This is a genomic window from Desulfomonilia bacterium (genome assembly GCA_036567785.1).
Taxonomy (GTDB): Bacteria; Desulfobacterota; Desulfomonilia; order UBA1062; family UBA1062; genus DATCTV01.
Window position 1 is genome coordinate 259,225 of sequence record DATCTV010000034.1, and the last position, 24,097, is coordinate 283,321.

20 protein-coding genes are annotated in these 24,097 nt (G+C 44.8%); 10 read left to right on the top strand and 10 right to left on the bottom strand.

Translation table 11 applies throughout. The annotated features are described in order from the left end of the window. Positions 1 to 753: an inositol monophosphatase family protein gene (locus VIS94_09505; protein HEY9161308.1), complete on the bottom strand. Its 753-nt coding sequence runs from the start codon at positions 751 to 753 to the stop codon at positions 1 to 3. 45 nt (positions 754 to 798) lie between these two features. Here VIS94_09505 and VIS94_09510 point away from each other — a divergent pair, with 45 nt between their 5' ends. From VIS94_09510 to gyrA, 6 genes are all read left to right on the top strand, one after another. Next, positions 799 to 1,308 (top strand): hypothetical protein, encoded by a 510-nt coding sequence (locus VIS94_09510; protein ID HEY9161309.1) that lies wholly within the window; start codon positions 799 to 801, stop codon positions 1,306 to 1,308. 115 nt (positions 1,309 to 1,423) lie between these two features. Beyond that, complete coding sequence (locus tag VIS94_09515; protein ID HEY9161310.1) at positions 1,424 to 2,194, top strand: AAA family ATPase; 771 nt, start codon at positions 1,424 to 1,426, stop codon at positions 2,192 to 2,194. Next, positions 2,191 to 3,042: a ParB/RepB/Spo0J family partition protein gene (locus tag VIS94_09520; GenBank protein ID HEY9161311.1), complete on the top strand. Its 852-nt coding sequence runs from the start codon at positions 2,191 to 2,193 to the stop codon at positions 3,040 to 3,042. The genes VIS94_09515 and VIS94_09520 overlap by 4 nt, the downstream gene beginning before the upstream one ends. 169 nt (positions 3,043 to 3,211) lie before the next feature. Continuing rightward, positions 3,212 to 4,339: a DNA polymerase III subunit beta gene (dnaN, locus tag VIS94_09525; GenBank protein ID HEY9161312.1), complete on the top strand. Its 1,128-nt coding sequence runs from the start codon at positions 3,212 to 3,214 to the stop codon at positions 4,337 to 4,339. A gap of 11 nt (positions 4,340 to 4,350) precedes the next feature. Then, a complete protein-coding gene (gyrB, locus tag VIS94_09530) occupies positions 4,351 to 6,726 on the top strand; it encodes a DNA topoisomerase (ATP-hydrolyzing) subunit B (protein ID HEY9161313.1) in 2,376 nt (791 codons plus the stop codon). A gap of 24 nt (positions 6,727 to 6,750) precedes the next feature. Continuing rightward, on the top strand, positions 6,751 to 9,177 hold the full coding sequence (gene gyrA / locus VIS94_09535) for a DNA gyrase subunit A (protein ID HEY9161314.1): 2,427 nt from the start codon (positions 6,751 to 6,753) through the stop codon (positions 9,175 to 9,177). A gap of 32 nt (positions 9,178 to 9,209) precedes the next feature. Here the strand turns inward: gyrA and VIS94_09540 are convergent, their stop codons facing one another. From VIS94_09540 to VIS94_09560, 5 genes are all read right to left on the bottom strand, one after another. Beyond that, positions 9,210 to 10,316 (bottom strand): D-alanine--D-alanine ligase family protein, encoded by a 1,107-nt coding sequence (locus VIS94_09540; protein HEY9161315.1) that lies wholly within the window; start codon positions 10,314 to 10,316, stop codon positions 9,210 to 9,212. Continuing rightward, complete coding sequence (locus tag VIS94_09545) at positions 10,306 to 10,776, bottom strand: metallophosphoesterase (GenBank protein ID HEY9161316.1); 471 nt, start codon at positions 10,774 to 10,776, stop codon at positions 10,306 to 10,308. Before VIS94_09545 ends, VIS94_09540 begins: the two co-directional genes overlap by 11 nt. A gap of 3 nt (positions 10,777 to 10,779) precedes the next feature. Then, on the bottom strand, positions 10,780 to 11,988 hold the full coding sequence (locus VIS94_09550; GenBank protein ID HEY9161317.1) for a 2,3-bisphosphoglycerate-independent phosphoglycerate mutase: 1,209 nt from the start codon (positions 11,986 to 11,988) through the stop codon (positions 10,780 to 10,782). Positions 11,989 to 12,074: 86 nt separating this feature from the next. Beyond that, the gene (locus VIS94_09555) at positions 12,075 to 13,022 is read right to left on the bottom strand and encodes a tRNA-dihydrouridine synthase family protein (protein HEY9161318.1); all 948 of its coding nucleotides are present in this window, start codon (positions 13,020 to 13,022) and stop codon (positions 12,075 to 12,077) included. Positions 13,023 to 13,024: 2 nt separating this feature from the next. After that, complete coding sequence (locus VIS94_09560) at positions 13,025 to 13,699, bottom strand: acetate--CoA ligase family protein (GenBank protein ID HEY9161319.1); 675 nt, start codon at positions 13,697 to 13,699, stop codon at positions 13,025 to 13,027. 165 nt (positions 13,700 to 13,864) lie between these two features. Here VIS94_09560 and VIS94_09565 point away from each other — a divergent pair, with 165 nt between their 5' ends. Next, a complete protein-coding gene (locus VIS94_09565; GenBank protein ID HEY9161320.1) occupies positions 13,865 to 14,188 on the top strand; it encodes an RNA-binding protein in 324 nt (107 codons plus the stop codon). 156 nt (positions 14,189 to 14,344) lie between these two features. After that, the gene (locus VIS94_09570; GenBank protein HEY9161321.1) at positions 14,345 to 15,109 is read left to right on the top strand and encodes an enoyl-CoA hydratase-related protein; all 765 of its coding nucleotides are present in this window, start codon (positions 14,345 to 14,347) and stop codon (positions 15,107 to 15,109) included. Between the two features lie 6 nt (positions 15,110 to 15,115). On the opposite strand, the gene VIS94_09575 is transcribed toward VIS94_09570, so the two are convergent. Genes VIS94_09575 through VIS94_09590 form a run of 4 tightly spaced genes read right to left on the bottom strand, consistent with a single transcriptional unit; the run spans position 15,116 to position 21,082 of the window. Further along, positions 15,116 to 16,030 (bottom strand): ROK family protein, encoded by a 915-nt coding sequence (locus VIS94_09575; protein HEY9161322.1) that lies wholly within the window; start codon positions 16,028 to 16,030, stop codon positions 15,116 to 15,118. Then, the gene (locus tag VIS94_09580; protein ID HEY9161323.1) at positions 16,024 to 17,847 is read right to left on the bottom strand and encodes a LysM peptidoglycan-binding domain-containing protein; all 1,824 of its coding nucleotides are present in this window, start codon (positions 17,845 to 17,847) and stop codon (positions 16,024 to 16,026) included. The genes VIS94_09575 and VIS94_09580 overlap by 7 nt, the downstream gene beginning before the upstream one ends. Beyond that, the gene (locus tag VIS94_09585; GenBank protein ID HEY9161324.1) at positions 17,848 to 20,301 is read right to left on the bottom strand and encodes a PBP1A family penicillin-binding protein; all 2,454 of its coding nucleotides are present in this window, start codon (positions 20,299 to 20,301) and stop codon (positions 17,848 to 17,850) included. Between the two features lie 58 nt (positions 20,302 to 20,359). Then, positions 20,360 to 21,082 (bottom strand): ubiquinone/menaquinone biosynthesis methyltransferase, encoded by a 723-nt coding sequence (locus VIS94_09590; GenBank protein HEY9161325.1) that lies wholly within the window; start codon positions 21,080 to 21,082, stop codon positions 20,360 to 20,362. Positions 21,083 to 21,239: 157 nt separating this feature from the next. Here VIS94_09590 and VIS94_09595 point away from each other — a divergent pair, with 157 nt between their 5' ends. Beyond that, complete coding sequence (locus tag VIS94_09595; GenBank protein HEY9161326.1) at positions 21,240 to 22,862, top strand: amidohydrolase; 1,623 nt, start codon at positions 21,240 to 21,242, stop codon at positions 22,860 to 22,862. Further along, a complete protein-coding gene (locus tag VIS94_09600; protein ID HEY9161327.1) occupies positions 22,859 to 24,088 on the top strand; it encodes a zinc-binding dehydrogenase in 1,230 nt (409 codons plus the stop codon). Before VIS94_09595 ends, VIS94_09600 begins: the two co-directional genes overlap by 4 nt. Positions 24,089 to 24,097: the final 9 nt, after the last annotated feature.

Below are 24,097 nucleotides of genomic sequence, written 5' to 3' on the forward strand. Positions count from 1 at the left end.
TTACATGATCTTCAAAAAATCATCATGAATAATTTTATTGGTTGCAACAATATCTCCTTTATGGAGATCAAAATCAGCTCCATTCATACCGGTGATTTTCCCGCCGGCTTCATTAAGAATCAAAACCCCCGCTGCCATATCCCAGGGTTTCAGCCCCATCTCCCAGAAAGCATCAAATCTCCCGCATGCCACATAGCATAGATCAAGTGCGGCTGAACCGAATCTTCTTATTCCTTGGACATTTCCAACGACATTGAAGAAGCATTGTATGATTTTATCCATATTTTCGCTTTTATATGGAAACCCTGTAGCAACTAACGAATCGAGAAGATTTTCGGTCCTGGAAACATATATTGGCATTCCATTAAGGAAAGCCCCTTTGCCTTTTTCAGCATGAAATGTTTCACGAGTTGAAGGATTGTGGCAGACACCAATTACCGGTGATGCATCTTTGTATAGTGCTATAGAAACACAAAACATAGGTACTCCGTGTACGAAATTGGTAGTACCATCTATCGGGTCAATATACCAGGCAAACCCATCTTTTCCCTGCTTATCATATCCTTCCTCTGCTATAATGGCATGATCGGGAAATTTTTCCACAATACTTTTAATAATCATTCCCTGAGAAGCCTTATCTGCATTGGTAACAAGATCAATGCGGCCTTTATGTTCAACGAGAATCTCTTCGCTTGACTGATTTAATATGTATTCGCCAGCCTCTTTTGAGAGATTAATTAAAAATTCGAGCATATAACCCCTTGCTAAATTATAAATAATTGATATAGCATAGAGAACATGGAGAAGGTTTACAAGATAAAAAACAGTCTGAGAATACCCATGATGATTGCAATCATCCTTTCAATCCCTGTATTTATTGATTTGTTCAGCAAGGGAATAGCAAGACAGCATATAGTTATTGTGAGTATACTGGTCCTTGTTTTTATAATTTTTGCCTTTAATAATCTTTTAAGAAAAATATGTATTTTCGATGACAGGATATCTATTTTCAGTATTGCCGGCAAAAAAATCATCCCCTTTAACGAAATCACCTCTGTCGATGGCATTTCATTGGGCAGAAGACAATACATATCAATAGTGCATAAAAAAAAGACGACTCTTGTTCCGAACAGCTTTCGTGATTTTCAGAGTATACTCGTTTCTATCAAAAATATTGTTCCGGAAGATATTATCGGGCAAGGACTTAAAGATATTGAGAGTTACCCCCTTTCCCGAACAGGAGACACGATAGGCGCCTGGATCACGGTAATTATTCTCGCTGTAATCCTTGCAACCCGCTTGGGATGATTATTTAGTTCCGGTCTTTACATCATTTGAAATTGGTTATTCCATCGCTTTTTTTAAAATGTTTCACGTGAAACTTTTTGTTTTTTTATATTTTTTTTTATGCTAATTTTCTCTTGTGACGGCAAAAATTATCAGTATTTCAAATCAAAAAGGCGGGGTCGGAAAAACAACCACGGCTGTCAATTTAAGCGCTTCTCTTTCATTGCTTGGTTGTCGTGTTTTGCTTGTAGATTTTGATCCTCAATCTAATACCTCTTCGGGCATTGGGGTTGTCCTGGGGGGGGATGATAAGCATATATATCATTCTTTGATTGGAAGTTGTCCATTCAATGAAATTATTAGGGAAACCCGCGTTAAAAATCTTTTTCTTGCCCCGAGCAACAACAGTCTTATCGGTTCTGAAATAGAGCTTCTGGAAATCGATTCAAGGGAGTCTGTTCTCTCTGATATATTGAAAGAACAGGTTGAAAATTACGATTATATTATTATCGATTGTCCTCCTTCCTTGGGTTTGCTGACTTTAAATGCCCTTACTGCCTGTGATTCCCTTCTTGTTCCTGTGCAGTGTGAGTATTTTGCCCTGGAGGGGCTTAAAAGTCTTCTGGGAACCTTTGATCTTGTAAAGAAGCGTTTGAATCCATCTATAATTATAGAAGGTTTTTTGCTAACGATGTTTGACTCCAGGACTAGGTTAAGCCATGATATTTCAGAAAATGTCCGTCACCATTTTGGCGACAGGGTTTTCAATACGGTTATTCCTAGAAATATTAAGCTCTGCGAAGCTCCCAGTTATGGACTTCCCATTTGCCTTTATGATATTTCTTCAAAGGGTGCCCAGCACTACCTTATGCTGGCACGCGAAATTAATGAGAGGTATAGCAAATGAAACCAAAACAGCGGTTGGGACGCGGAATAGATGCTTTATTCAGTAATACGACTATATCCACCAGCTCCGATATTGTTGATCTTCCCGTGAAAGATGTTTTGCCCAATCCAACACAGCCCAGGAAAAACTTTGATGATGATAAACTGGTCGAACTTTCGGAGTCTATCAAAAAAAATGGTTTATTATCACCTCTTCTCGTAAGGAGAAGCGGTTCAAAATTCGAGATAATTGCCGGAGAAAGGCGTTATCGGGCTGCTTTAATGGCCGGTATGGAAAAAATTCCATCTATTATTCATGATGTATCTGACAGCGATTCTTTCAGGCTTTCAATAATTGAAAATGTTCAGAGGGAAGATCTAAATCCAATGGAAGAAGCCGAGGCTTATTATGCGTTGAATAAACATTTCCATCAAACTCACAATGAAATTGCTGCGGCTGTTTCAAAAGATCGTTCCACCATCTCTAACGCTCTGAGATTGATTTCCCTCCCTGAGCCGGTAAAAGAATCGTTGAGGTCCGGAGAAATAACAACCGGTCATGCCAGGGCGATTCTCATGCTTTCCGGCTTTCCCGAACAGATATCCCTTTATAAAACCGTTATTTCAAAAAAGCTGAGCGTCAGGGAGACGGAAACATTGGCATCAAAAAACAATAGAAAAAAAACTTCTTCCAAAAAAGGAGGGTCCTCCGATCTTGAGCGGCTTTCTCATATTCTGTCCGAAAAACTCTCGACAAAGGTTGTGTGTTCCTGGACAAAGAAAAAAGGGAAGATTCTTATAGAAATTCTTTCCAGAGAAGATTTTGAAAGAATAGCTTCTCTTTTTTCTTTAAATGAAAAGCCTTTATGAATATAAACATTTTATCTACAAATAAACAGAATTCAGATACCAGAAAATACTTTTTCGGTTTTTTTCTTTGTTCAGTCTTGAATTTTTCCAAAATAATTAAATGCTTATATAAGATATCGACATATCAACATCAGTATTTATATTTTTATTTAAAACAGGGAGAATTTATATGAAAATAAAAATCTCTAAGCAGTTGTTACACAATATCCTTTCCAAGGTTATGGGTTTTACCGAGAGAAAAACCACATTATCAATTCTCAGTCATGTTCTCCTTGAGACAAATGAAGATTTACTGATAATAAAAGCTACTGATCTTAATACATCTATTCAGGTATCCTCACCATGCACAATTGAAGAACAGGGAGCATGTGCCGTAAATTGCAAGGATCTTCTGGAAGTGATCAGAGAGATGCCTGATGGAGACATATCACTTTGGACAGAGAAAAATATAAGACTTAATATCGTTTTATCCAAAAACAAAGCCAAGTTGAATATTATGGATGCTGAAGAATATCCCATGGTTGATCTTCAACAAAGAGGAACAGGTCTAAGTGTCGATCCTGAAGTTATTAAATCCATGATAGACAAGACAATTTTCTCTATCTCGACTTCTTCAGAAACGGATACAAAGTATACTTTGAGTGGCGCAAAATTATCTTACGGAGAAGATGATGTTACAGGAATTTCCTTTTTAGAGATGACAACTACGGATAGTAGAAGGCTTTCGATAATAAGACAGGATATCCCGGAAAAACTGGATTTGGGAGAAGGAATAATTCTTCCCAGAAAGGGAATGCAGGAATTAAGAAAACTCATAGAATTTGGAGAAGAAGACTCATATGTAATTTTAACAAAGGATTCCCTGTACTATAAATCTGCCGATACAATAGCAACTGTTCGTCTTATAGAGGGAAGATTTCCTGATTTCAGAGGAATACAAAATTTAGAAATGTATACGACGCATGTTATCGTAAACCAGATTGAACTGGTAAATGCCTTGAAGTTTTGCTCAACAATGGTTTCGGATGTCGTAAATTGTGTCAGATTCACTTTCAAAAGTGATCAGATTATTCTATATGCTAACAACCCAGAGAGGGGAGATGTAGAAGTTCCGATCTCATGCGAGCAAAAAGGAGAAGAAGTAGAGATAAATTTCAATCCGAGGTTTTTCCTCGACTGTCTAAATCATATATCCGGGGAGGTAGAGCTTAGACTTAAAGGAACCCAAGGACCATGTCTTATAACACCGTTTGGAAGACATGACTGCAAATGGATAGTTATGCCGCTTAGATACTAATGGAGAAAAAGATGGAAAAAAGTGAATATACTGCAAAGGATATAAAAGTCCTGGGGGGATTTGAGGCCGTTCGCCTGCGACCTGCAATGTATATAGGGTCAACATCATCCCAGGGGCTGCATCATCTTGTTTATGAAGTGGTAGACAACAGTGTGGACGAAGCAATCGCAGGTTTTTGCAAAAATATAAAAGTTACAATTCACATGGACGACAGCATAACGGTAACGGATGACGGGCGGGGAATACCGACGGAGATTCATGAAGAAACTGGCAGACCGGCAGCAGAAGTTGTTCTTACAACACTGCACGCAGGAGGAAAGTTTGAAAATTCGGTGTACAAAGTTTCAGGGGGACTGCATGGGGTCGGCGTTTCCTGTGTCAATGCCCTTTCCGAATCGCTCGAGCTTGAAATTCACCGTCAGGGAAATATCTATATCCAGCGGTACGAAAGGGGAGTTCCTGTTACCGACCTGGAAAAAAAAGGACCCACAGATAAAAGAGGCACGATAGTTCATTTTAAGCCGGATGCGGATATATTTGAAACAACTACGTTCGACTATGATGCCCTTCTCAACCGGTTGAGAGAAACCGCCTTTCTGAACAAAGATATAAGGATCACGCTTGAAGATGAGAGGACAGATACAGTAAACACTTTTCATTACAAGGAAGGACTCCTGGATTTTGTAAATTACCTGAATGCCAAGAAAAAGACCCTGCATGCCCCGGTAAGCTTCAGAAAAGAAAGGGGAGATGTTGTGATAGAGGGGGTCATTCAATATAATACTTCATATTCCGAAAGCCTTTTCTCCTTTGCAAACAACATAAACACCCACGACGGAGGGACTCACGTATCAGGCTTCAGAAAGGCCCTAACAAGGACCATCAACAATTACGCAAAGGAAAAAGGGTTCCTTAAAAATTTCAAAGAAGGAATTCAGGGTGACGACACAAGGGAAGGGCTGTGTGCAGTTATTTCAGTAATGCTCCCCAATCCGCAGTTTGAAGGGCAGACAAAAGGAAAACTGGGCAATTCAGAAATACAGGGGATAACGGAAAGCATAGTTAACGAGGCCATAGGGGATTACCTTAACGAAAACCCAACAGAAGCGGCAATGATCATAAAGAAAATCATTGACAGCGCCCAGGCCAGAGAAGCAGCCAGAAAAGCGCGGGAGCTGACCAGACGGAAAAGTGCACTTGAAAACACGTTTCTTCCGGGTAAGCTTGCAGACTGTCAGGAAAGAGACCCAGCGCTCTGTGAAATATTCATTGTCGAGGGAGATTCTGCAGGTGGCAGTGCAAAACAGGGACGAGACCGCAAAAATCAGGCCATCCTCCCGCTCAGGGGAAAAATACTTAATGTGGAAAAAGCACGGGTCGACAAGATGCTGTCCAATCTGGAGATAAAGTCTCTTGTGACGGCATTTGGTACCGGAATAGGCTCTGATAATTTCGATATATCAAAACTCAGGTATCACAAAATAGTTATAATGACGGATGCTGACGTAGACGGAGCACACATAAGGACACTCTTGCTCACTTTCTTTTTCAGACAGATGCCCGATATAATTGAGCATGGGTACCTTTACATAGCACAACCTCCTTTGTTCAGGGTCTCCAAAGGAAAGACTACGAGCTACCTCCTCAATGAAGATGCACTCGAGGAGTATCTTCTTTCAGGTATATCCAAAGAATGTACAATCAAGGGAGAGGTGGAGATATCAGGCCAGGAGCTTATACGTTTCATCAGACAGATTCACCGCCGCGAAAATATTCTTGTGAACTATGAAATGAGAAATATGGATGATCGAATAGTTCAAGCCGCTTCATACATGGACCCGGAAGAAATCAAATCAGAGTTTTCGGGGGTACTTGTAAGCGAAAGCGTGAAAGATATCACAAAAGCATGGTTTCCAAATATAGGCCCTGTTCGCTCAGAAGTGAAGGACGATCACGTAATCTTTTATACTGTCAAAAACGGCCTGAGAAAGGAGACGCTGATCGACAAAAAGCTTTTCGAATCAAAAGGGTTCGAAGAACTTGTAAAGATACATACACACCTCAAAAAAGTTGGAAAACCTCCTTTCCATATCATAAGAGGGTCTTCCGTACACAAAGTGGATAATCTTAATGAAGCCATGCTCAAAGTTCAGGACGAGGCAAAAAAGGGGCTGAGCCTGCAGAGATATAAAGGATTGGGAGAAATGAATCCGGAGCAGCTCTGGGAAACCACCATGGATCCTGCGAACAGAACCTTTTTAAAAGTTACAATAGAAGATGCAGTTGAAACGGACCAGATATTCTCTACCCTTATGGGAGATGAGGTTGAGCCAAGACGCGATTTCATACAGACAAACGCTCTCAGGGTTACAAACCTGGATATATGATTTTTTAAAACAGGGGAAAAATAAATGCCTATCAATAATATAGCCATAGATCAGGAAATGCGTAAATCCTACCTTGATTACGCCATGAGCGTAATTATCGGGAGGGCTATACCCGACGTAAGAGACGGACTGAAGCCGGTTCACAGGCGGATTCTTTACGCCATGCATGAAGCGGGCAACACCCACAACAGGGCATATAGAAAATCGGCACGCTGCGTAGGTGATGTCATAGGTAAATATCATCCGCATGGCGACCAGGCGGTTTATGATTCCATCGTTAGAATGGCACAGACATTTTCTTTGAGATACATGCTTATCGACGGACAGGGCAACTTCGGATCAGTGGATGGTGATCCTGCAGCCGCAATGCGATACACGGAAATCCGCATGTCCAGAATAGCCGACGAAATGCTCTCCGATATAGAAAAAGAAACGGTGGACTTCAGTCCCAACTATGATGAAAGCCTGCTTGAGCCACAGGTTCTTCCTGCAAAAATTCCGGCACTCCTGCTCAACGGATCATCTGGTATTGCCGTTGGAATGGCGACAAGCATTCCGCCGCATAATCTAGGAGAACTGATTAATGCCCTTATTGCAATAATCGACAATCCTGCCATAACCGTTCATGATGTTATGAAGCTCGTTCCGGGTCCGGATTTTCCGACTGGAGGCATTGTATATGCAGGCAGCGAACTTGATAAAAGCTATTCAACCGGCAGAGGCGTAATTACCATACGGGGCAAGACACATATAGAGGAAGAAAAAGGCGGAAAGGAAAAAATAATAATTGATGAGCTCCCGTACGCGGTAAACAAGGCGGAGCTGATAGAAAAGATAGCGCTTCTTGCCCAGGAAAAGAAAATCGAAGACATTACAGCTGTCCGGGATGAAAGCGACAAGGACGGCATGCGGGTCGTCATCGAACTTAAAAAAGGCGCTCAGGCCGGAATCATAGAAAATCTTCTGTATAAGCTCACAAATCTTCAATCGTCGTTCTCAATGAATTTTCTTTCAATTCACAACAACCGTCCGCGGGTGATGAACCTGCTTGAGCTATTAAGCGCCTTCCTCGATTTCAGGGAAGAGGTAGTAACAAGACGATCCCAGTTTGAACTCGCAAAAGCAAAAGCAAGGGTTCACATATTGGAAGGCCTTCTCAAGGCCCTTGATCATATTGATGAAATAGTGGCATTGATCAAGGCTTCTGCAACACCGAAAGATGCGTTGGATGCCCTGATGAATGCATTCGGATTCTCCGAGATTCAATCTCAGGCGATCCTGGATATGCGCCTTCAGAGGCTTACTGGCCTTGAAAGGGATAAGCTGGCCGATGAGCACGCATCGCTTATTAAAGAAATTGCACGCCTGGAAAAAATCCTTGCGGACCGGAATGAATTGTTCAAAGTAATCAGGGCGGAGCTTGTTGATATCAAGAACAGATATTCTGACCCGAGAAGAACCGAGATAGTATATGGAGAGCTCGGAGATTTCCACATCATTGATCTGATACCGGATGAGAAAATGGTGGTAACCATAACACGAAGGGGATACATCAAAAGGAGCGAGCTTGATAAATACCGGACCCAGAACAGAGGAGGGGTTGGAGTCAAGGCAGGGGCAACCGGGGAAGACGATTTTATAGAGCATGTCTTTACGGCAAACAACCATGCTTCAATCCTGTATTTTACAAACAAGGGACGTGTCTACCATACGAGGGTTTATGAAATACCAGAGAGAGACCGGGCACTTAAGGGCGTACCCTTGAACAATATAAGACCAATCCATAAGGATGAGAGGATCTGTGCCGTTCTCGTTGCCCCGGATATCACAATGGCCGCCAATGTAATAATGGTGACGGCCAAAGCCAATTGCAAGAGAGTAAATCTTAAAGATTTCAGTAACATACAGAAAACCGGTATAATCGCCTGCACTCTCGACGCAGGAGATGAAGTGATTTCTGCAAGGCTTACCTATGGCAGTTCAAATGTGGTTGTCGCGTCAAGCGCCGGCAAGGCGATTATCTTCCCTGAAGATGATGTAAGGGTTATGGGCAGGCAGGCTCAGGGGGTTAGGGCAATAAGGCTTGATGAAAATGAAACCGTTGTGGGTATGGATGTCGTTCACTCAGAAGATGAGTTCATTATAAATCTCACTGCAAACGGTTACGGTAAAAAGACATCAGTGTCTAAATATCCTGTTCAAGCGAGAGCGGGCAAAGGCGTTCTTACAGTGGAAATTACGGAAAAAACCGGCTCACTCGTTGGCGTCAGGGTCGTCAGGGCCACTGACGAACTTATCGTGATTTCTTCATCAGGACAGATTATCAGGGTGCCTGTATCCCAGATCAGGACAACGGGAAGGTCTGCGCAGGGAGTAAAGACGATCAGCCTAAAGGACGATGAAAAAATTATGGATTTCACCCTTTATGTTGAGGATGAACCGGTAGAATAGCGATTAAAAGGGGCTAAAAAGGCCCCTGTAATTTAAACTCCAAGCGCTTTTTCCAGGACAATAGTTTTAATGAGGGATTCATCTTCTTCAAAACGCTGTAAAGCCAGTTCTATCAATCTGGTAATGAGCTCGGTATACCCGATCCCTGTTGCCTCCCATAGTTTCGGGTACATGGAAATGCTTGTGAAGCCAGGCAGAGTGTTGATCTCGTTTATGTATGCCTGATCACCTGATACCAGAAAATCAATACGTGCAATTCCTGTCCCGCCAATAGCCAAAAAGGATTCTCTCGCCAGAAGCATCACTTTTTCAGACAACGAATTGGAAATTCTGGCTGGAATTATAAGCTGCGCTGAATCGTCAATATATTTGGCATTAAAATCATAAAACTCACCTGCTGGTATTATCTGCCCGGGAATGGATGCCCTGGGGTCGTGATTTCCCAGAATGGCGACTTCAACTTCGAGCGGATCAGTTATTGCCTGTTCAACAAGGACTTTGTGCGAATATGAAAATCCATTATCAAGTGCGGCTGCGGTTTCATCGAGCGTTTTTGCCTTAACGATGCCTATACTTGAGCCCATCGTTGAAGGTTTGACGAAAACAGGGAATTCAGTAGTCTCCTTAATTTTCCTGAGTATTTCTTCACGCGCTCTTTTCCATTCATGCAGAGCGATACATGTGCCATAAACCACCGGAAGCCCCTTTTGTTTAAGAAGTCGTTTGGTAAGGTCCTTGTCCATGGCAATAGCAGAAGCGGCTGTTCCGCAGCCTACATATGCGAGACCGGCCAGGTCCATCATGCCTTGTATAGTCCCGTCTTCACCTCTTGGTCCGTGAAGAACCGGAAAAATGACATCGGTATGAAAAATCGTCCCGTCATTCAGGCTTAAAAAGCCCTTTTTATCAGGATCGGTTGATAAGATGACGTTATGGAGTCCCTCACGGTCGCCTGTTTTAAGATAATTGAAAGCGGACTGCCCTAGATACCACCCGCCTGATTTGTCGATAGCAACGAAAATGGGATCAAAAAGATTTTTATCTATTGCCTTTGCGATGGAAGATGCTGAAATTATGGATACATCATGCTCGGTCGACTGGCCGCCAAATATTATTGCGATCTTTTTTTTAGAGTTCAATCACTTCCGCCTTTCCTGTTTCGGTTTCAAATATAACAAACGATTTCACCTTAACCAATACCCCCGAAACAGTACCGGGATTGATTATCTTCATAGGTGTTCTTTCGTCAATCATCAGCTTGTGCGTGTGTCCGAAGATTAGAATATCCACCCTTTCCGGGTCAATATAATCATTTATAAACGGTTCATGGAAAACAACTATGCTCGTTCCTTCTGCTTCGATGTGTCTCGGTGACGGTTTGATATCGACAGTCTGTGCAAGATGTATCTTGTCCCCGTCATTATTACCGAAAACGCAGTAGGCGGGAATGCCGGTTTCACGGAGACTCCTTGCTATAAACGGTGAACATAAATCTCCAGCATGAATGATCATCCGGCAATCTCTGGCCTTTGCAATCTCCAGCGCCTTTCCGGTTGCATGGGTATCGTCATGGGTGTCAGACATAATAGCGATCTTCACTGTTTATGCCCCGTATTTTGTCAGCTTTTCTGCGTATGCCATTGCAAGCGGCATGATATCGACATGTCTTATATGGCCAAGACCTCCGGCCTGACAGGCCCTTTCGCCAAAAGAAGTGCAGGCATCGGTTAAAATGTTGTCCGAATGCAGGAGAAAGGGAAGTTCATGCCAGGAATGCGACTTCAATTCGGCAGGAGTTGAATGATCTCCTGTAACTATTATAACGTCCGGGTTAAGACCCAGAATATCAGGCAGAACCTTGTCTGTATTTTCTATGACCTTTATCTTTGCATCAAAGTTGCCGTCTTCACCGGCGGAATCGGTTTTTTTAACATGGAAAAAGAAAAAGTCATGGTCTGACCAGTTTTTTTTCAATGCCTCAACTTCATCTTCGATAGTGTCACAACCGTCAATTATCTTCATGCCCACAAGCTTTGCCAGTCCTTTATACATGGGGTATGTGGCTATGGCGCATGCATTAAGCCCGTAGACTTCTTTAAAACCGGGCAGCCCTGGGTCTTTTGCAATACCTCTCAGTGTACAACTGTTCGCCCGGGGTTCATCCTTGAGAATTTCAAATGCTTTTTGAAGCCATTGATTGAGCAGACGCGCACTTTTTTCAGCGGAAGGATTAAGGGCCTTTACCGTAAGCGGTTTTAATCCTACCTTTTGCGGATCTGTTTCAGACAGTCCCTCCTCCAGTCCGGCACCCTCAAGGACCAGGGCAAACCTGTAGTCTTTCACGGGTTTTATTATTACGTCCACGTCTTCTATTTTTTTTATAGCGGCGAGCCGTTCTACAACCCTTTCGCATTCCGATGTTGGAATGCGACCAGCCCTCCGGTCTGTAATAAGTCCGGAAGACAGGTCCATTGTGCAGAAATTGCCCCTGACCGCCAGACTGGTAGGCTTTAAAACGAGACCGATTCCCAGGGCCTCGAGAACGCCCCTGCCGATTTTGTATTCAAGGGGATCATATCCGAAAAGACCAAGGTGTCCCGGACCGCTTCCCGGTGTTATGCCAGGGGAAACCGCAGTCGAAAGCCCGAGAATGGATTTTTTTGCCAATTCGTCAAGATTAGGTGTCGATGCTGACTCCAGTTCGGTTTTTCCGGTTTTGTTCGGAATGCCGCCGAGACCGTCCATTACAACGAGGACAATTTTTTTATCGGAAATTACATGAAGCGTTTTCATTAATTCGAGCTGGTTCATTATGGAAAACCTCCAGTGTTTTTATATTAAGGTATGTTCTCTTTATCGGTTTTTTGGCAAACAAAACATGAGCGAAAGAATAAAGATCAACTCATGCCCTCCAGGAAGGCTTCATTTATCTGTCTTCGCATATCGTTAATGCCCGGACCTTTGATTGTCTTGACAAAATGATGTCCGAACCTAAGGTTTTGAGAAAGCCAGGGCAAGGCCAGCTTAAACCGCTTTGTTGCGATTTCCGGAGGAAACCAAGCCTCGATACCCTCACATAAAGCCAAGATGACTTCCTTGGTGGAAGGGGGATTAGAAATCGTGTTCCCGGAAAGGAGCTCACGGATTTCCCTGAATATCCATGGTCTGATGATGGCACCACGGCCGATCATCACGCCGTCACAGCCTGTTTCATCAAACATCCGTACCGCGTCTGACGCGGATAGTACATCACCGTTTCCGACAACGGGAATTTTAAGTTCTTGTTTAAGTTTAGAGATATATTCCCACCTGGCCGGCCGGGTTAAGCCGTCCGGTTCAGTCCGGGCATGAAGAACCACGAAGTCGGCTCCGGCGGATTCAATCATTCTGCTGAACTGGAGCAGATATGAAAGATCATGTTTCTGGCCGATTCTTATTTTGACTGAAAGTGGTCTTGCGGTGGCTTTTCTGGCTGCAGAAATGACCTTTTCGGCTATAAGAATATCCTTCATCATAGCCGCACCCCAGCCGTGGCACGTTATTTTTTTAAGATAGCAGCCCATATTAATGTCGATTCCACGGGGGGAAAAGCCATCAACCCGTTCTGTTGACAGCCGAATTTTATCAGGGTCGTTTCCGATAAGCTGGATTATTAAATCATCTGTTTTTTTAAATCTGAGATATGGCGAAAAGTCAGGATTTTCATTGGGAACCATCCGCGAATTGAGCATTTCGGAATAGAACAGGTCACAGCCCCCGAAACTGCGCACGAGTTCTCTGTACGGCTCATGGCTTAAGTCAACCATGGGCGCCATGAACAGCGCCCTTCCTGGAATAACAGGCATTTCTATTTTTTCTTTAGAACCACCAGGGCATCAACGGCAACAGGGGTGTCGCCTTTTATGATAAGAGGGTTAATATCAATTTCTGCAATATCGTCATTCTCTATGCCGATATTTCCAAGGTTTACAAGTATCGATGCAAGCACATCCCTGTTGACTGCAGGCTTGCCCCTGAATGCATCAAGAAGTTTCTTTGATTTTATCTCATCCATCATTTCAAGGGCATCTCTCTTTTCCAGCGGGGCGACACGAAATGTTACGTCCTTCAGAACCTCTGTGAAGATGCCGCCTAGACCGAACATGACACACGGGCCAAACTGCGGATCTCGGACAAGCCCGGCAACAAGCTCGCGCTCCCCCTTCACCATTTCCTGTACGAGAATTCCCTCAAGTTCCCCCTGACCTCTTTCTTCCAGGGCCTTGAATGCCTTGACAAGCTGATCATCATCACCGATGTTGAGCTCGATCATGTTTTTTTCCGTCTTATGGGCCAGCGTTTTTGAATGGCCCTTCAATACGACAGGATAACCGATTTGAGAGGCATAGGATTTAGCCTCATCGATTGTTTTGGCAATTAATTCTTTTGTTACTGGAATTGAGTATGCCTGCAGAACTTTTTTTGAATCGTATTCACTTAAATTTTTGTCTCCTCTTGCGATGGCTTCTTCGACTATTTTCATTATGTTACCTCCGATTCGGGCTTGAATTCCATCCCTTTAGCAGATTTAATCATATATGAAAATGGCCTTTTGGTGAACGCTAAAGTTGAAGACGTCTTGCATATTGCTGGTTATTCAATATCAAATGATGTATAAGGCTCCTATTACAAATTTAGGAGAAATAATTTGAAGATTTATGTAGGAAATTTAGCGTATCAGGTGACAGATGAAGATTTAAAACAGGCATTTGGGGCTTTTGGACAGGTCGAGTCGGCAAATATCATCAAAGATAAATACTCGCAGCAGTCAAAAGGTTTCGGGTTTGTTGAAATGCCCGCCAGTTCTGAGGCCCAGGAGGCGATAACGGGTCTTAACGGACAGGAATTAAAAGGAAGGGCCATTAAAGTCAATGAAGCAAAGCCCAGGCCTGAAGGCGGCGGCAGCCGGGGTGGCTTTCGCAGTGGCGGCGGAAACCGCGGCGGAGGTGGCGGCGGCGGAAGACGCTACTAAATAATTGTTCATCAATATTGGGGCAATATAAAAGTTGCCCCAATATTTTTTGTCATTTTCTGCAGATGTATTCTTGAAACATTTTTTGGGTTGAAAATCGTGTTTAAATCGTTTTTCTATCTAGATACTTTCATTAAAAAATAATGGGAGGAAATAATGGAATATTCAAATGTCATTGTTGAAAGAAAAGGTCATTCAGGTATTCTCACAATCAATCACCCACCCGCCAATGCTATCAATGTTGCTACACTGGAAGATATAAACAAGGCGCTGGACGATCTTGAAGAAGATAAAAATGTAAGGGTTATTGTATTTACCGGTTCAGGTGAAAAGGCATTCTGTGCGGGATTTGATGTAACAGATGCCGGAAAGGCGGATATAGCGCTGCAGACAGGACAGGGCACATGGACAAGAATCGACAGATTAACCAAACCGACAATCGCTGCAATAAACGGCTTTGCGCTCGGAGGCGGATGCGAGCTGGCGCTGGCCTGTCATTTCCGCATAATGTCTGATAACCCCAAAGCGGTAATAGGTCTTACCGAGCTTAACCTTGGAATTATTCCGGGCTGGGGCGGAACAGTCAGGATGACAAAATTGCTCGGCCGCTCAAAAGCCCTCAACCTTATTCTGTTCAGCAAAAAAGTTGGTGCGGCCGAAGCTCTTGAAATCGGGCTTATCGATAAGGTTTCCTCCGATGTAATGAAGGATGCGATGGAGCTGGCTGAACTGATAGCTGAAAGACCACCTGTAGCCGTATCGTGTGTGCTCAAAGCAATGGACAGTCTGAATTATGGCGGGCTGAACGAAGGTCTGAAATTGGAGAGGGACGGGGTGAAAACAGCAGGCCGAAGCGCTGACGCACGTGAAGGCTTTGCCGCCTTTTTTGAACGCCGCAAACCCGTGTTCAAAGGCGAGTAAGTTTTTTCAGAGAACAATCCTGCCTTTTTCCATGCACAGGTAAGCTGCGCCCAGGACACCTGCATAATCCGGGAAGGTGGAACAGACCACTCCCTTTGGAGGAAACATATAGGGTCTGGTGCTCAGCATCTCTCTGAGCTTTTCTATGGCCCTGCTCAGAAAAAGCCCGGATGATCTTGAAAGTCCGCCGGCAATGATAATAACTTCGGGATTCAGGATAATAGTATAATTGTATAATGCAATTCCCAGATAGGATGAGTATTTTTCCATGATCTTCAAGGCCAGGGCATCTCCCGAAGAAGCGAGCATGCAGACATCTTTTGCGGATTTAATATCGAGCCCGTCAGAAACTGCTATTTTGGCAAGGGCCGTTGCCGAGCAGAATGTTTCGATGCAGCCCGAGTTGCCGCACCCGCATTTGTAGACGCTTTCTAAACCCATTGCAATATGGCCCCATTCGCAACCCAGGTTAAGGCCACCGTGCAGGACTTTGTTGTGCAGAACAGCACCTGTCCCTACACCTGTGCCGAGTGTTACCGTTATGAAGGTTGACGAGGAAGCGGCCATTCCTACCCAGCCTTCAGCCAGGGCGGCGCCAACCGCATCGTTTTCGCAGAATAAAACCAGCCCGGTTTTTTCCTGAAGGATTTCAACAACAGGGACTTCGGTGAGGCCCTTTATATTGACCGGATAGAGCAGCAGGCCTCGCTTTCTGTCCACCTGGCCGGCAGAAACAAGTCCGGCTCTTTTAACTTCCGGATATTTCTCCTTTAACCCTAGAACTGTTTCAACGATAGCCCCCATGACCTCATCGCATTCCCCTTTTGAATAAGGCCTTGCAATGTAGTCCAGGATATTGCCTTCATTATCTACAACACCTGCATGAATATTGGTTCCGCCAAGATCTATCCCTATTACCATATCAACACCTGAGCCCCTGTAGATGAAAGGTATTTTATGATGTCTTTATCGATATTTTTTTCAAGAATTATATATTTGCCTACCTTTATTCCCGGCACTTCAATTTCCGTCCGTGTGTCGGCCACACTTATTTTTAAGGGAGGTCCGCTGTGCTCAAGCTCGACCGCATCGATAATTTCATAAACTGAGGCGGTATTTGAATCTATAATTTTATAACCTTTTTTTATCAGCATTTCCTTTATGTCATCATCAACATGCGATGGTGTGATGATGATTTTTCCTGCCAGGACAGGGGCATTATATGAGACATTGACAGTCTCATCTTCCATGAGGACTATTTCTTTGTCTTTTTTGTATTTCACATCCAGGAAGTCAAAAAGGACCTTGTATGAATGGTTCATCTCTTTAGGCTCTTTTGTCAAAAAACCGGATCCGGAGTCCTTTCCGCCGATGTCGATGATATCAAGGCCGAATCGTGAGGCATACCCCGTGATAGTCTTTGGAGTTCGTATCTGGTTATCATTCAGGATGTTTATCACATAGACATTGCTTCTGGTAAAATCCTTGTAGACAATCCACTTGCCAGAAAGTTTGACCTTTTCGTCCAGACCTACGATAATCGGATCGCCATCCTTGTTTATTGAAAAGTAACCGGAAACATTTAAAACCTTATCCATTACGGTCTCTAGTTCTGTTCCCGGTTCGCTGATTATCCTGCAATCAGGGAAGGTTTTTTCGATAAGAGAAGTCACCTTTGGAGAGAGCTTTCCATTGAAATCAATTATTATCTTTTTCCCGTTATCGAGTTCAAGCACAGGGATTTCCTGTGTGTTGATAGCGACATTGCCTCCGGAAACGGGCATATAATATTTTCCGTCTTCCCTGCTGGAAGCTCCCATCTGTTTGAATGCCGGAATAAGAGAATTTTTGATTATCCTGCCCGCTTTTGCCCTGTTTACGGCTACGGTATCGATTTTAATGTCCTCAGCGGGTTTTGCCGCAGGTGAAGAAGGTGGGGCACTGTTCTGCTGAGAGAGAACGTTTTCCTTCTGATTTGAAATCCTTGTTTCTTTGTTAGGAACTGCCACTGCAGGCGGCTTTTGTTCAACAGGAGTCTGCCTGGGAAGCTCTGTCTTAATTTCAGGCTGCGGGGCTTTTATTGCCGCCTCGGGCAGAACAACGGGTGTCTGCGTTTTAGTATCAGCCGTAACAGACAGGGCAGGAAGCTCTTTTTTCTGCATCTGGACAGGCGCAGGCTCTTTTGCGGTGTTGGCAGGTTTTATATCAGCCGGGGATTTTTCTACAAGCTGTCTGGGCATTTTTATGCGCTGACCCGGAACTACATGGTTAAGGTTTTTTATTTCAGGATTGAGTTCAGATATGGCCTTCAGATATTCTTTCTGAATGTCTTCGTCGGAGAGTTTGTAAACCCTTTTTAAAATCTTAATGAGATGCTCATTCTGCTTGATTGTATAATATTCTTTGCCAACCTCCTGCATTTCGACAGATTGCGAAGAAGGTTTTTTTCTGTTTAATGCCGGCAGAACAACCTTTTTGTCGGGCTGAATTATGTTTAAATTCTTGATCCCGGGATTCAACAGTTTGAATTGATGATAAAGATACGGCATCTCTTCCGGCTTGGCCCCGAGCGATCCGGCAAGGATTTTATATAAAGTGTCATTGGGCTTGATGGTGTAAGATGACGTCTCCTCAACGATGGGGGCAGATCTTCTCGCATGTTTGATGAGGGTTATGTCATCGGCATAGGCGGAACAGAAAACAGAAATCACCAGGAATGGAAGAAGCCCTTTTTTCATCTAAAAAACCTCCTTCATCAAGGTGTCTTCGGCTACCGGGACTTCATCCTCTTTTTTGGGCAGGGTGCCTTCTTTATAACATTCAAACCTTGAACCGGGTACGGGATTCGATGTAACAAGACCGGTTTTCGGGTTTATCTGGGCAAAGACTATGCCAGAAGGCACCTTGAATCCGGCGGCTGATTTTCCCTGTTCCGCCACACGCATGAAATCAAGAAATATCGGTGCAGCAGCCCTTCCCCCGGCCTCTTTTTCCCCAAGCGACTGCATGTCGTCATATCCGACCCAGACCCCGCATAGAATGCCAGGCGTATAACCGATAAACCAGGCATCCTTGAAGTCGTCGCTGGTGCCCGTTTTGCCTGCGACCGGTCTGCCCAGGGCCTTGACCCTCGTGGCTGTACCATACTGGACTGCATCGATGAGCATGTTGGTGATTATGTAGGCGGTCTGCGGTGAAATGATCCCCGGTTCTTCATACTCCTGCATGTCAGTGGCAGCTTCTGCATCGACACTGTCTTCTTCAGAAGAAACGGGTTCTTCTTCCGAGGTTGCAGTATCTGGGGGATTTTCTTTCTCTGGCGGGTTAAAACCGGCTTCTGCTTTTTGTTCCGCCGGATGCTGAGGCATGATTCCGGAGGATGTATAAATTGCCGCACCTGTCTGCGGCGCAGTATATATTGATGTTCCGCTTGCCTCCAGGATGCTGTCTATGACGGTCGGATCAAAAGGCCTGCCGCCGTCTGCAAAGACCGCAAATCCTTTTGTAAGATTATACGGAGTGACAACCCCGGTTCCCAGGGCGAGAGAAAGATCCCTGGGAAATGCCCCTTCCATCCCGAATTTTTTCAGATAGTCGAGCGCATAGCCTATACCGATGTCCCTGAGAATCTTTACAGTAACGACATTCCTTGACATGACAAGGCCCGTCCTCAGTGTCGTGGCCCCGTAATATTTTCTTTCATAGTTCTGGGGATTGTAACCCGTATCCAGCTCGTCTTTCTTGAATGTTTCCGGGGCATCTATAATAATGGTTGTTGTAGTGTATCCCTTATCGATCGCCGCCGCATAGATAAACGGCTTTATTGAAGAGCCGCTCTGCCTTTTGGCGCTTACAGCCCTGTTGAACTGGCTTTTTGAGTAATCAACCCCGCCTACAATTGCAATAAGCTTGCTGCCCGATAAATCGAAGGCAACGAGTGCAGATTGAATGAGGGGGTCCTGTGTGAGAATAAAATCCTTACCGGTACTGAGTACCCTAATGAGATCGCCGGGCTTAAGCATGCCTGCAGGGTCCCATTTCTTGACAGGCGTTATCCACTCATAGGATTTTGGTGGAAGGTCAATAATCTTTGTCCCCAGATTGACTTTAAGCGGTGAAACCGAAATGACCTCTCCATAGTAAAGCTCGTAATTTATGATACCTTCCCATTCGATGCGATTTTTCTGGAAGGCCATAATATCCTCGATTTGTGTTTTATCCAGACCCTTAACGGGGCCCCGGTAGGCACCCTGTCGCATTTCAAGCTCTATGACCCCTTTTTTGACCGCCATTTCCGCTGCATCCTGCAGATCGGGAATGATGGAAGTCCTTATAGTGATACCGGTATTGAATATTTCAACCCCGTATTTCTGGCTTACAAGCTGGTGAACATAGTCGGTTACATACGGATATCGTGTGAACATTGCGTAATTCTTTCCTGTAATCCGCAAAGGTTCCTGATATGCTTTTGCGGCCTCCTCCTGGGAGATGTATCTTTCTTCAGCCATTCGTGAAAGGACATACTGCTGTCTTTTCTTGGCGGAAGGCAGGCTGTTGAGAGGCGAGTATCTTGCGGGAGCAGGCGCAAGACCCGCAATAAGAGACATTTCCGCAAGTGTAAGCTCTTTGCATTCCTTGTTGAAATATCTGAGCGACGCGGCCCCCACTCCGCTTGCACCGCTTCCAAGGTAGACCCGGTTGAGATACAGGTTAAGTATCTGGTCTTTTGTAAGCGAGCGCTCGATTCTTATGGCAAGAACCGATTCACGGATCTTTCTGTAAATTGTCTTTTCCCTGCCGAGCAGGTATGTTCTGACAACCTGCTGTGTTATGGTTGAGGCGCCCTGTGAATATGAAGCCGCTCTGATGTCGGTGATGATTGCGGCGATGATGCGCCTGTAATCAAGCCCAGCATGAGAATAAAAGGTTGCATCTTCTGCGGAAATAAAGGCTTTTTTGAGCATTTCCGGGATATCCTTGTCGTCGAGGATAACCATGCCTCCCGGGGGATAATATCCTATGACCGAACCGTCTGCTGCCAGTACCCTGCTTACAAGGGTTGCCTGAGGTTCCTTGAGCTCCTGAATGGATGGAAGCCCCTGCATCATAAAAAGCCAGAGGCCGGCTGCAAAAATTATTATTGCACAGAAAAGCCCTAATAGAATTACGGGAATCCACCTGACTTTTTTCATGAAAGAAGAATAAATGCAACATGGCCAAGATTCAAGGATAAATAACGGGATTCTGCCATTATAATAAAGATTTTTTTATAAGGTAAAGATAAGAGGCGCCGAAAAATGCAGGTGATTTTTCAAGAACGTCAAAACCGCAGTCTTTCATTATGGCGGCAAGACTGGCAGGCGCTGGAAAACCTATGACGGAATCTCTGAGATAGCGATATGAAGCAAAATCGCCTGATATAAGCCCCCCCAGGTAAGGAAGAATGAAACGGAAATAGACAAGATAAACACATCTGATAAAAAAGTTTTGAGGGATTGATAGTTCCAGTATGGACATAAGGCCTTCGGGCTTGAGTACCTTATGGCATTCTTTTAAAAAAGCTGCAGTGTCAGGGATATTCCGTATGCCGAAGCATATCAGCATCTTTTCAAAACTGTTATCAGGAAACGGCATAAAAAGGGCGTCAGCTTTAACAGGGTGGAATTTACCATTATTTCTGTACTTATTGAGGCGGGTTTTCGCCCCGGCCAGCATGCCCGTTGAAAGGTCCAGCCCGATAACCGTACATCGGGCCCGCCTGAAGGCCTCAAGAGCCGACATGCCTGTCCCCGTCGCAATATCAAGAACAATATCGCCGTCTTTAATATTGAGGGCATTGACGGCCTTAATACGCCACAACCTGTCGATGCCAAGGGAGAGCACCGTGTTTATGAGGTCATAGGACGAAGCGATACTGTCAAAGAGCCTGCCTATTCTGCCGGCGGATTTGTCCAGAAATTTTTCATTTCCCATTTTTTAACCATATATATAAGCAAGATCAAAGGAAACAAGATTTCTTATTCTGATGGTATTTCGGTTTGTTGTGACTGGACAAGCCCCTGTTTGAGGCACATAATCCTTTATAAGAGATCAGGCAGGCACGGGAGTGCCCCGATTGCAGGAGGAAGGCGTGAAAGACAAGCTCTTCATTAACGGCCGGATTTACAGCATGGACAAAGAGGGTGAATTATTCAATGCGATGCATGTGAAAAACGGCCGCATACACAAGATGTTCTCATCATCAACAGATGCGATGGTGGAAAGCGGCAGATATGAAATAGTCAATCTTCAGGGAAAAACGGTTATCCCGGGTATGATCGACACTCATGCGCATTTCGTCATGACGGTCGCTTCCGTTGCCATGGGAGAAAGGGTTTCGGAAGTGACGTCAACTGGTCTTGTCCCGACAGACCTGAAAGGGGTTCAGGAAAAACTTATCGCCGTTGCAGGCAAAAAAAATAAAAACCAGCCCCTGCTTTTTTACAACTATGTAATCCCTTCCATTGCTGAAACGAGGCTCCCTGAAAAAGCGGAGATCGACAGATGGCTTCCGGGCCGGATCGTTATAATCATTTCCATGGACGGCCACAGCAGTTCATATTCAACTTTGGCATTGAAGGCGATTGGGCTTGAAGACCCTTACGGAAACGGCATTCTTACAGGTGAGGCACATGAGTTCAACATGGGCAGGGTCAATTCTTATGTGCAGTCGAAACTCTCGCCCTGGATGCTGCTTAAAGGGCTTATTGCCGTTACCAATGATGCCGCGGCGCACGGATTGACATCCATTCACTGCCTTGACGGCTTTGACGATGATCCGAAGGATATGACAATCTGGTTTATAACTCGTATTGCCTCGGTGCTCCCTCTAAGGCTCAGGACATATATACAGTATCTTGATCCGAAAAAAATCGGACGTCATTTGAAATATCTCAAAATGGGCCGCATAGGCGGCTGTGCGGCCTGGGAGATGGACGGCTCGGTCTCGTCTCAGACCGCGGCCTTTTATGATGAATACAGAAGCAAGCCCGGCTATACGGGCGAATGCTATTACACGGCCGAAAAGGTTGAAAGCCTTGTTGAAAGGGCGCATGACGCAGGGTTTCAGATAACATCACATGCCTTGGGTCCCAGGGCAATTGAAACCCTTTTGAGCTCATATGAAAAGGTGCTTGCGAAAAAGGGCGATAAGGAAAACAGACGGCGCCACAGGATAGACCATTTTGAATTTCCGACAGACGACCAGGTAAAGCGCGCGGTGGCAAGCGGGATTCTCCTTGCGGTACAGCCGGGCTTTTCATGGTTCGATGAAAAATATCAGAAAGGTTACCGCAAGTTCCTGAGCGACAAGGTCTTTGAAATGCAGGTACCCTTAAAAAAGGTCGTGTCCCTGGGCGGGATGCTTCTGGGCGGTTCGGACAGTCCCGTTCAGCATTTCAACCCGTTCCTCCAGATACAGGGCATGGTGAGTTTTCCGCTTCCCGAGCAGAGGCTGAGTGTTTATGAGGCGCTCAGGACGTATACCTGTAACGCCGCTTATTCGACCTTCGAAGAGAACGAACGCGGAACGCTCAAAGAAGGCAAAATCGCTGACTTTGCAGTTCTTGACAAAAATCCCTTTGAGATCGAAACCGAAGAAATACAAACCGTTAAAGTCCTCGATACCTATATGAACGGACAGGTCTGCAAGCCTATTACAAGTCCCTGGAGTCTTGTTTTAAAGGCGCTTCTCGGACGCAGGTCAAAAGCATGAGAAAAAATGGAAAGGATAAAACCATGAAAGCACTCTATTTTGATAACAGTCTTTTAAAGATCGTTATGATGCAGGCCGCTTCCATTTTTTATCATGATGCAGCGCTTACGACCATATCGCCGACTCGCTACGCAGAGGTGCCGGAGCCGCAAATCCCCAACCCCAGGTGGCTCAAGGTAAAGAACAAAGCGTGCGGGCTGTGCGGGTCGGACATACATTTCATATTCATGGAGATGGACCCGAAAAGTTTTCCCGCGGCAACCCCCGGGGTTTCAAGGAAATATCTTGGACATGAGCTTCTGGGCGAGGTTATCGAAACAGGCGATGAAGCAGGTGACTTTAAAAAAGGCGACAGGGTATGTCTGCGCATAGACTGGCCTTCATGCTATCAGATGGAGATAGACCCGATGTGCCCGCAGTGCCAGAAGGGCGATTACATGATGTGCCGGAACCTGGGCGCAAAAAAGCCTCCGCTTATTGATGTCGGGGGAGGCTTTTCTCCTTATATGGTGATGCACCGCTCACAGCCTTTCAAAGTGCCCGCCGAGCTCAGCGATGATGAAGCGCTGCTCATCGAGCCTGTGGCCTGCGCCGTGCATGGCGTCGGAAAGCGCATGCCGGAAAAGGGGGAGCGCGTGCTGGTTCTCGGGTGCGGCGCAATTGGCCTTTTAACTGTTGCGGTTGCTAAGGCGATGCAGCCGGATGCAGAGGTGTTTGCGCTGGCCAGGTATCCATTCCAGGCCGAAATGGCAAAAAAAATGGGTGCCGACGGCGTAATCATCAGGGAAATAAATCCTTACAAACGCATAGCCGAAATAACCGGGGCAAAATACTTCGAGGGGTATTTCGGGAACAGGATACTGCTCGGAGGATTTGACGTCATTTACGATACCATAGGTAATGACGGCAGCATAAATGATGCACTCAGGTGGGTAAAGAGCAGGGGGAGTGTCGTAATAATCGGCATCAATTTCAAACCGGGAAAGATAGATTATTCACCCATATGGCATCAGGAAATAAATGTAACCGGGATCAACTGCCATGCAAACGAAGGGGCGGACCTTACTTCATTTGATATAGCGGCAGGACTGCTGGTGAACAAACATATACCTACAGACGGCTTTATCACTCACAGGTTTCCCATGCAGAACTATCGTGATGCCATAAAAACGTTTTTTTCAAAAGGAGACGAAAAAGCCGTCAAGATCGTACTAGAACACGGATAATCAGCCTCT

Coding starts and splice junctions, on each gene's coding strand:
- VIS94_09505 (HEY9161308.1), bottom strand. CDS start 753: ATGCTCGAATTTTTAATTAATCTCTCAAAAGAGGCTGGCGAATACATA.
- VIS94_09510 (HEY9161309.1), top strand. CDS start 799: ATGGAGAAGGTTTACAAGATAAAAAACAGTCTGAGAATACCCATGATG.
- VIS94_09520 (HEY9161311.1), top strand. CDS start 2,191: ATGAAACCAAAACAGCGGTTGGGACGCGGAATAGATGCTTTATTCAGT.
- dnaN (HEY9161312.1), top strand. CDS start 3,212: ATGAAAATAAAAATCTCTAAGCAGTTGTTACACAATATCCTTTCCAAG.
- gyrB (HEY9161313.1), top strand. CDS start 4,351: ATGGAAAAAAGTGAATATACTGCAAAGGATATAAAAGTCCTGGGGGGA.
- gyrA (HEY9161314.1), top strand. CDS start 6,751: ATGCCTATCAATAATATAGCCATAGATCAGGAAATGCGTAAATCCTAC.
- VIS94_09550 (HEY9161317.1), bottom strand. CDS start 11,988: ATGAACCAGCTCGAATTAATGAAAACGCTTCATGTAATTTCCGATAAA.
- VIS94_09555 (HEY9161318.1), bottom strand. CDS start 13,022: ATGCCTGTTATTCCAGGAAGGGCGCTGTTCATGGCGCCCATGGTTGAC.
- VIS94_09560 (HEY9161319.1), bottom strand. CDS start 13,699: ATGAAAATAGTCGAAGAAGCCATCGCAAGAGGAGACAAAAATTTAAGT.
- VIS94_09570 (HEY9161321.1), top strand. CDS start 14,345: ATGGAATATTCAAATGTCATTGTTGAAAGAAAAGGTCATTCAGGTATT.
- VIS94_09575 (HEY9161322.1), bottom strand. CDS start 16,030: ATGGTAATAGGGATAGATCTTGGCGGAACCAATATTCATGCAGGTGTT.
- VIS94_09580 (HEY9161323.1), bottom strand. CDS start 17,847: ATGAAAAAAGGGCTTCTTCCATTCCTGGTGATTTCTGTTTTCTGTTCC.
- VIS94_09585 (HEY9161324.1), bottom strand. CDS start 20,301: ATGAAAAAAGTCAGGTGGATTCCCGTAATTCTATTAGGGCTTTTCTGT.
- VIS94_09590 (HEY9161325.1), bottom strand. CDS start 21,082: ATGGGAAATGAAAAATTTCTGGACAAATCCGCCGGCAGAATAGGCAGG.
- VIS94_09600 (HEY9161327.1), top strand. CDS start 22,859: ATGAGAAAAAATGGAAAGGATAAAACCATGAAAGCACTCTATTTTGAT.